Origin of the sequence: Psychrobacter sp. Rd 27.2, from assembly GCF_001921755.1 — a bacterium.
Taxonomy (GTDB): domain Bacteria; phylum Pseudomonadota; class Gammaproteobacteria; order Pseudomonadales; family Moraxellaceae; genus Psychrobacter; species Psychrobacter celer.
In genome coordinates this window covers 58,926-68,030 of record NZ_MRYB01000014.1, presented here as the reverse complement: position 1 = coordinate 68,030, position 9,105 = coordinate 58,926, and the positions used below count along the sequence as shown (strand labels likewise).

Genomic DNA, 9,105 nt, shown 5'->3' with positions numbered 1-9,105 from the left:
TTAGAGAGCCATGTGGTAAATAGTCTCTTTATTTTAAAGGCTTTATACTTACTTTTCCAGATTAGGGACACGCCCTAGTATCCTTATGTGCCATGCGGCGTATCAGCGCGTTACTCGTCCGCCGATGACGACGTCTGGGTAAAGTAACTTTTTGGTAAGATACTTTTGACAATTTTTTGTACAGGACTGGGTAGCTGTGCGATGGTAGCAGCATCGACGCCCATGTCTGCTAAATGCGGCTGCACGTGACTGGTAAACAACGCCTCGCCCTCATACTGAGCGATCAGCTTTAAGCACTTGGCATGCAAGACATGGACGATGATCCAAAAGTTTTTAAAGGCAGGGTTGGTGGTTTGTTTATGATAATAGCGATAATAAATTTGCTGTACGATGCCCGCTAAGCGAAACAACCCAAACACCTCATAAAACGTCCAGTTGTCTATCTGTAAACCCGTACGCTCCAGATAATAATCCACCACTTCCTCACGGGTCATCATGCCCTTTAAATGCGTGGGCTGACGGCGGGATTGCTGCATGATCATGTTATCGTCGGCTTCGATCCAGTAGGCTAAAGCACTGCCCAAATCCATCAACGGATCGCCTAAAGTCGCCATCTCCCAATCGAGCACACCAATGACCTTGGTTGGGTCTTTGGCATCTAAGATCACATTATCAAAGCGCCAGTCGTTGTGAATCAAGCAAGTTTTACTATCGGCAGGTGTGTGCTTAGTCAGCCATTGACGCACCAACGCAAAGCTTGGCACATTGGGTGTTTTGGCCTTGACATAGCGCTTGTCCCAGCCTGTCACTTGGCGCTCGCAGTAGCCCTCGCCGCGGCCAAGCTCGACCAAGTCAGGATGCGCGCTATAGTCTACTTGATGTAGATCAATCAAGGCGTCGATGACATTGGTGCATAATGCGCGTGTTTGCGCTTCATCTAACTCAATCCCTTTGGGCAGATTGGCACGCGGAATGATGCCTTCCATACGTTCCATGACATAAAAATCCGCTCCGATGACCGACTCATCGGTACATAGCGCCACCATATTTGGCACATAAGGGTAAGCGTCTTTTAAGGCTTTTTGTACCGTGTACTCACGCACCATGTCATGCGCTGACTTGGCTTTGGTACCTTTTGGCGGACGGCGTAAAATAAGGTCTTGGCGCTTACCTTCGCCTTCATATTGTAGCCGGTACGTCCAGTTTGAAGCACCACCAGAAAATTGCGTCACCGTTGGCTCGCCTTTTATATCAACGCCCTGTTCGCGCAGCCAGTCGCTGACTGCTTTGATATCAAGCTCTTCGCCTTCGCGCACTGCGCCGCCTTTATCTAAGACGGTGCTCGGTGACTGGTCATCGTTGTCAGTAGAATTGGCATGAGTATCAGTAGCCATAAGATGTTCCTTATCATGTGGTCAATTAAAGTAATCAATCATTACGGTAAGGCATCTGCATTATCGTCGCTTTGCGCCTTGTCTAGCGCCATTTTAGCGATCAGCAGTGCCTATTTGTGAATGTTCAACACGTTATGAATGTGCAACGCGCCCTACTCTTATATTAAGATTTAGCAGGTTTCGACGAGCGGCTAAAACCTTGACGCTTTAGCTCAAGTTTGGCAATCATGGTTTTATGCACTTCATCAGGGCCATCAGCTAGACGCAGCGCTCGAGCTTGTGCATAAAATGACGGCAACATCGTGTCTTGGCACACGCCCATACCGCCATGGATTTGAATCGCCATATCGACTACTTCTTGTAATACCGTGGGCGCTACAACTTTGATGGCTGATATCTCTGTCAATGCCGCCTTGGTGCCTTGGGTATCCATTTTTTGCGCCGCGTATAGTGTCAATAAGCGTGCTTGGTCAATCTTAACCCGAGCATCACTGATACGCTCAAAGTTACCGCCCAGCTGGATAAGTGGCTTACCAAAAGCCGTCCGTGCCATGCCGCGTTTGACAGCCAGCTCCAACGACTTCTCAGCCGCACCGATACAGCGCATACAGTGATGAATGCGACCTGGTCCCAAGCGGCCTTGGGCTATCTCAAAGCCCATACCCGGCCCGCCGATAAAGTGACTGGCTGGCACACGCACATCAGTAAAGCTGACCTCTCCATGACCATGCGGCGCATCATAATCACCAAATACTTTGAGCATACGCTCGATTTTGACGCCAGCAGTTTTTGCCGGCACTAGTACCATCGAGTGCTGATGGTGACGGTCTTTACTCTCATCAGGGGTATAGGCCATGACGATCAATACATCGACCGCTGGATCACCCAGACCTGACGACCACCACTTGCTGCCATTGATGACGATTTCGTCACCTTCGACCACTGCCGTCGCTTGCATATTGGTCGCGTCACTGGAGGCCACCTCAGGCTCGGTCATACAAAACACCGAGCGCGTCTTACCTTCTAATAACGGTGTGAGCCACTGGTCTTGCTGCTCTTGTGAGCCATAGCGCCATAACAACTCCATATTGCCACTGTCTGGTGCATTGCAATTGAATACATAAGGCGCCAGCAAACTGCGGCCCGTCAGCTCAGCGATCGGCGCATAGTCGGTGACAGACAAGCCAGCACCCAGCTCATCATCTGGCAAAAACAGATTCCATAATCCAGCGTCACGTGCCTGCTTACGCAAGCTCTCATATTTTTCGGGCCACTGCCATGTGCTCCAGTCACCATCAGGGTTTTGTGCATGACAATCTTGCCAAAACTGGGCTTCTATTGGCTCGATATAGGTTTCGATAAAGGCCTTGACGTTGGCATACATGGCTTGACCATGTTCTGTTGCGGTAAACATCAGGGTTTGACTAGACATAGTGACTTCCTTTTCTCTACTTATGGTTAATGACTCTTATAGATTTCACATTGGAATTTTAATAAAACATTATAGTGTACGTACGTATACTCTCTTTTATCCGCTACATTTATAACACAGTGATTATCAATAAACAGCAAAAAAGGCGCGACCAGCTAGGCCACGCCTTTTACAAAATACAAACACTTCATCAGTCAATCATAAAGCCTGTAGAGCTAAACACTAAACAACCTTTTGATATTTCATGTTATTTTAGGATGTTTAAACGACTGTTTAACTCAAAGCGCGCCAAGGCATCTGGCAGCTTATCGAGCGCCACATGTAGAGTCGCCTCTGCTGCTTGCGCCAGTCCCAGCTTTTCTGCAAGCGTTGGTTTTTGTCTGGAATGCAGGGCATACACCTCACTGTCTTCCATACGTGCTAGGATATAGCTGTCGGAGGTTTTCAGCTCATCGACCAAGTTTAACGTCAAGGCATCTTCGCCATACCAGTGCTCGCCTGTCGCGACTTTTTCTAAGTCTAGAGCCGGGCGGTAGGTATTGACAAAATGCTTAAACAGCGCATGCGTCTGCTCAAGCTCTTCTTGGTACTTGGCGCGGTCTTCGGCGTCGTTTTCTCCAAATACCGTTACGGTACGTTTGTAGTCGCCAGCGGTAAACATCTCATAATCGACATCGTGATTTTTGAGCCATTTATGAAAGTTTGGCAGTTGAGAGACCACCCCGATCGAGCCGATCACAGCAAACGGAGCAGCCACCACTTTATCGGCGACACAAGCCATCATATAACCGCCACTCGCCGCGACTTTATCGACACAGACAGTCAGAGTTAGACCGGCGTCTTTTAGACGAACCAACTGTGCCGCAGCCAATCCATAACCATGCACCAAGCCGCCGCCTGACTCTAGGCGCACCACTACCTCATCACCCTTGTTGGCGGTGCTAATCAGTGTGCTAATCTCTTCACGCAGATGCTTGACGGCTGTGGCTTTGATATCTCCATCAAAATCCAGCACAAATACCTGTGGTTTGCTTTCGTTGTTTTTTTTCTTATTTTTTGCTTTTAGTGCTTGTTTGGCTTTTTTTGCCATGGTCTTTTTGAACTGCTTGAGGGCGGCTTTGCCTTGCGTGGCTTCCATTAAATCCTCACGGCGCTGCTTTTGCGCTTCGTTTAGATGGCGTACTTTTAGCTCGATAGGATTTTTGGGTGGATGAAATAGCATGATGGTCATTTCCTCAAGTCGGTAGATATGTCGGTAGATATAACGATAACGTTACTGTTATTAATGTGCAGCTAATATGTGCCCGATTGGGCGTATTTTCAAGCACGATGACATTATTTAACGTAGATACTCGGGCAACCGCTAGTTGTATAACAATGCCAGATTAGGCATAATATGCGTTTACACCAAATTACTGCAGCCTGCGCGATGACCATTTGTCTGAATCGCGTATTTGTGCCTATTCGCACAGTGCCTATTCGCACAGTGCCTATTCGCACAGTGCCTAACTGGCGCCATGCCAATGATGGCTGCATTATTATATTTCGAACTGGGCTGACAACTGGATAATTATATTATGACGCAAAGCACTATGACGCATAGCGAATACCGAGACGAATATTGCGGAGCCGTAACCGAAAGCTTACTTGAGCAAACCATCAGTGTCGTAGGCTGGGTACATCGTCGTCGCGATCACGGTGGCGTGATTTTTTTAGACATGCGTGACCGCGCCGGTATCTTGCAGGTCGTCGTCGATCCTGATACGCCAGAGGCATTCGCAACGGCTGATGCAGTACGTCCTGAATATGTGCTAAAAATCACTGGCCGCGTACGCCGCCGTTATGAAGGCACCGAAAACAACAATATGACCAGTGGTCAAGTTGAGCTGTTGGGCAAAGAGATTGAAGTACTGGCCAAATCTGAGACCCCGCCGTTCCCATTGAATGACGAAAATACCACGGTATCAGAAGACTTGCGTCTTAAGTATCGCTATCTGGACATGCGCCGCCCGCACATGCAAGAGCGCATGGTGTTCCGTGCCAAGGCCACCTCAGCGATTCGTCGTTATCTCGACGATCACGGTTTCTTAGATGTTGAAACCCCTATCTTGACTCGTGCTACGCCAGAGGGTGCGCGTGACTATCTGGTGCCTTCACGCACCCGTCCTGGTAACTTCTTTGCTCTGCCGCAGTCACCACAGTTATTTAAGCAGCTCCTTATGGTGTCAGGATTTGATCGTTATTATCAAATCGCAAAATGCTTCCGTGACGAAGACTTACGTGCCGATCGTCAGCCAGAGTTTACCCAAGTGGATATCGAGACTTCTTTCTTAAACGAAGAAGAAATCATGAATATCAATGAAGGCCTGATCAAGCACCTATTTAAAACCATGCTTGATGTCGATTTTGACACCTTCCCGCGCATGACTTATGCCGAGGCGATGCGTGACTACGCATCAGACAAGCCTGACCTGCGTATTCCATTAAAATTGGTCGATGTGGCTGATTTGATGAAAGACGTTGATTTTAAAGTCTTTGCCGGTCCTGCAAACGACCCTAAAGGCCGTGTGGCCGCGCTACGTATCCCAGGCGGCGCTTCACTCAGCCGTAAGCAAATCGATGCCTACACCAAGTTTGTCGGTATCTATGGCGCGCGCGGTTTGGCTTATATTAAAGTCAATGATGTAAGCTTGATCAACAACGGCGTCGACAAAGAATCTGGCCTGCAGTCGCCTATCATCAAAAACATGACTGATGACGTCTTGGTTAGTCTTATCGAGCGTACTGGTGCAGAAGATGGCGACATTATTTTCTTTGGTGCGGACAAAGCCAGCGTGGTAAACGATGCCATAGGTGCCCTACGTCAAAAAATCGGTCTAGATTTAGACTTGACCACATGTGAGTGGGCGCCGCTTTGGGTGACCGACTTCCCAATGTTTGAGCAAACTGACGATGGCCGCTGGACGTCTATGCACCATCCATTTACCAAGCCTAAAGGCTCGGTAGATGAGCTAAAAAACAGCCCAGAAACCGCGCTTTCTATCGCTTATGACATGGTATTAAACGGTACTGAAATCGGTGGTGGCAGCTTACGTATCAATACCCTCGAGATGCAGCAAGCTGTATTTGAAGCGCTAGGTATCGATGAGCAAGAGGCCGAAGAGAAATTTAGCTTCTTACTTGACGCCTTAAAATTCGGTGCGCCGCCGCACGGTGGTCTTGCCTTTGGCTTGGATCGTTTGATCATGCTAATGGTAGGCGCAAGCTCTATTCGTGATGTGATTGCTTTCCCGAAAACCAAAACTGCTGACTGCCCATTGACCCAAGCCCCTGCTGAAGTCGATAGTAAGCAGCTACGTGAGCTTGGTATCCGTGTGCGCGAAAAAGCACAAGCCGACAGCAATAGACCTGCTCAGTAAGCCCTCAGATAATGTGTAACGATATTTTATCTGACGGACTACAGGATTCATCACTGCGTGAGTGGTCATGAATCCGTACCATATCTTTAAATACGTGCCACTGTCTGTCCTGCAGATAGTGGCACGTTTTGTCGCTTGGGTTATCATAAAGATACCCAGCTTGAGCATCATGCGCACCGTCAGTATCAATATGGCGCTGATTGCTGATTCTTTATCAGAGCAGCAAAAACAAGCGCTGACCAAAGATATTATCTATCATCAGTGCTTGACCAGTATCGAGTCGGTCAAAAGCTGGGCGATGCCGCCTGAGTGGAGCATCAAGCAGATACGCGATGTCCACAATAAAGACATTTTGTCAGAAGGTCTTGCCAGTCCAAACGGTATGCTGGCCATCGTCCCGCATCTGGGTACGTGGGAGATGATGAACGCGTGGCTCAATCAATTTGGTGCCCCGACTATCATGTATAAGCCAGTCAAAGGCGACATCACCAATGACTTTGTCTTGCAAGGCCGCTCGCGGTTAAATGCCACGCTGGTACCCACCGATGGTAGCGGGGTCAGAGCTATCTTTAAGACCCTAAAGCAAGGCGGCTTTAGTATTGTATTGCCCGACCATGTCCCTGATCCGTCAGGCGGCGTGGTTGTGCCGTTTTTTGGGATTGAGACGTTGACCAGTACGCTGGCCTCCAAACTTGCCAGTAAAACCAAATGCGCACTGGTCGGCTTATCTTGTATTCGCCGTGATGATGGGCGCGGATTTGATATTTATTGCTATAAGCTTGATGACCCAGCGCTGTATGATCGCGATGCAAAAACAGCAGCGCATGCGCTCAATCTGGCTATGCAGCACATGATTGAGGATAAATGCAGTCATTATATGTGGGGCTATCGGCGCTTTAAGCATATCCCTGAGCTAGACAACCCTTATACGGCTGACAAAAACGCCTTGACAGACTTTATTTGCAGTAATAACCAACATCGTAAGCGGCTTGATGATGACGAGCAAAACTCACATCGCACGCCATAAGTTTTAGCCCGCAACAACTGTATAAATCGATAACACATTCTGTTAAGCGGTGACAAATACCATAGATATTGATTATGGTAATATGAATCAGTCGTCAACGTTGACGATACTGCATGATTGATACCATAGCTATCTGAACCCTTATAGACCTACCCTCTACTGACTTTAATATGAGTGCATTATGGCAACTGACATAACCCAGCCCTTATCAGACACCCTGACACAAGACCCAAATCACACTGCCGAGCAGCGTTATGTCATCTGTATGAAATGGGGTGATAAGTATGGCCCAGAATACGTCAACCGCCTATACAATATGGTGAGCCGCCACCTGACATTGGACTTTCAGATGGTATGTCTGACCGATGACAGTACAGGTATTGACCCTGCCGTAAAATGCTACCCAATACCTGAGCTGGATCTACCTGCAGGCCCTGAGCGTGGTTGGAAAAAGCTTACCACCTTTAAGCCTGAGCTGTATGATCTCAAAGGTGTGGCGCTATTTTTAGACATCGATATCGTCATCGTTGATAATATCGATGGATTTTTTACCTATCAAGCAGCGCACCCAGACAGCGTCGTTATCATTCGTGATTGGAAAAAACCATGGCGCATGATTGGTAACAGCTCGGTCTATCGCTTTAATATCGGTATGGGTACTTATCCTAACTTGCTGGCAAACTTTGAGCGTAATTTTGAGACCATTCGCACGCAAGTGCGCCATGAGCAGGCTTATCTATCGAACTATCTGCGCGAGCATCATCATTTAGAGTACTGGGATAAAGACTGGTGCGTGAGCTTTAAATACCAATGTATTGCCCCTATTCCATTCAATCTGGTACGTGCCCCGACCCTACCTGAGGGCGCAAAAATCGTCATCTTCCATGGTGAGATTAATCCGCCCGATGCCATCAAAGGCGGCGGCGGCAAATGGTATCGGCGTGTCTTGCCAAGTCCGTGGTTACAAGAGTATTGGCAGTAGTGGTGACGAATTTGTACTGAACGGTTTAAAATACATAACGGCAAAGAACAAACGCATCACAGCATATCAATACTCGAGGAAAACAATGAAAGTACAGACCTACCTAATCAACCTTGATGGTAGCCATGAGCGCTTAGAGAATGCCAAACAGCAACTCGATAGCATCGATTGGAGTTTTGAGAGATTTCCTGCTTTTGACGGACGTGGCAAACCACTGTCTAGTTTTGAGAATTATGACGACCAGCAAGCAAGACAAGCGCTCGGTCGTAGCTTGTTAAACTCCGAGATTGGTTGCTATCTTAGCCATTATCATTGTGTATCGGCATTTTTAGAGAGTGATGCCGACTACCTAATCGTTTTAGAAGATGATATGCAGCTGTCTGATGACTTTAAGAGCGTGACCACACAGCTGTTAGATTTTTTGTACACCAATAAAAATCTAGAGTGGCATGTAATCAACATTGCCGCTAATAAAAAAAAGCTAGCAAAAGATATTACCCAAATTAATAATCATACTTTGTGGCGTGCTTATTATTTTCCTATTTTAGGCCTAGGCTTAATATGGTCTAGAAAAGGGGCAGCAGAGTTTATAGAAAAAGGCAAAACGATTACCATGCCAGTTGATGTGTTTTTTCAAAACTGGCTCAGCCAAAGCGCTAAAGGTTTGGGGGTTTGGCCAGCGTTAGTCACGCCCACGGATATGGAAAGTGATATTTGGAGTGAAGCCAAAGCAAAAAACATCCAACGTAAAGAGCTAGAGAATAGAGACTGGTCTTATAGCTTAAAAAAGAAAAAAAGAATACTGCATAACAAAAGTATTGCCATCAAAAACTCATATTCCCATAAGTAGC

At 47.3% G+C, this 9,105-nt stretch carries 7 protein-coding genes; 4 read left to right on the top strand and 3 right to left on the bottom strand.

Annotated elements, in window-relative coordinates; translation table 11 throughout:
• Window positions 1-110: 110 nt before the first annotated feature.
• The 3 genes from BTV99_RS11200 to sohB all read right to left on the bottom strand — a co-directional run bounded on the left by BTV99_RS11200 (window position 111) and on the right by sohB (window position 4,048).
• Window positions 111-1,394 (bottom strand): phosphotransferase family protein, encoded by a 1,284-nt coding sequence (locus tag BTV99_RS11200; protein WP_075102446.1) that lies wholly within the window; start codon window positions 1,392-1,394, stop codon window positions 111-113.
• Window positions 1,395-1,557: 163 nt separating this feature from the next.
• Complete coding sequence (locus BTV99_RS11195; protein ID WP_075102451.1) at window positions 1,558-2,808, bottom strand: acyl-CoA dehydrogenase family protein; 1,251 nt, start codon at window positions 2,806-2,808, stop codon at window positions 1,558-1,560.
• A 265-nt stretch (window positions 2,809-3,073) separates the two neighbouring features.
• Window positions 3,074-4,048, bottom strand: a complete 975-nt coding sequence (sohB, locus tag BTV99_RS11190; protein ID WP_075102445.1) for a protease SohB — start codon at window positions 4,046-4,048, stop codon at window positions 3,074-3,076.
• Between the two features lie 370 nt (window positions 4,049-4,418).
• On the opposite strand from sohB, the gene aspS reads away from it, so the two are divergent.
• The 4 genes from aspS to BTV99_RS11170 all read left to right on the top strand — a co-directional run bounded on the left by aspS (window position 4,419) and on the right by BTV99_RS11170 (window position 9,104).
• Window positions 4,419-6,245: an aspartate--tRNA ligase gene (aspS, locus tag BTV99_RS11185; RefSeq protein WP_075102444.1), complete on the top strand. Its 1,827-nt coding sequence runs from the start codon at window positions 4,419-4,421 to the stop codon at window positions 6,243-6,245.
• 67 nt (window positions 6,246-6,312) lie between these two features.
• Complete coding sequence (locus BTV99_RS11180; protein ID WP_075102443.1) at window positions 6,313-7,272, top strand: lysophospholipid acyltransferase family protein; 960 nt, start codon at window positions 6,313-6,315, stop codon at window positions 7,270-7,272.
• Window positions 7,273-7,537: 265 nt separating this feature from the next.
• Window positions 7,538-8,254 (top strand): glycosyltransferase, encoded by a 717-nt coding sequence (locus BTV99_RS11175; protein WP_372046640.1) that lies wholly within the window; start codon window positions 7,538-7,540, stop codon window positions 8,252-8,254.
• 85 nt (window positions 8,255-8,339) lie between these two features.
• Entirely contained in the window at window positions 8,340-9,104 is a 765-nt protein-coding gene (locus BTV99_RS11170) for a glycosyltransferase family 25 protein (RefSeq protein WP_075102441.1), read from the top strand.
• Window position 9,105 lies beyond the last annotated feature (1 nt).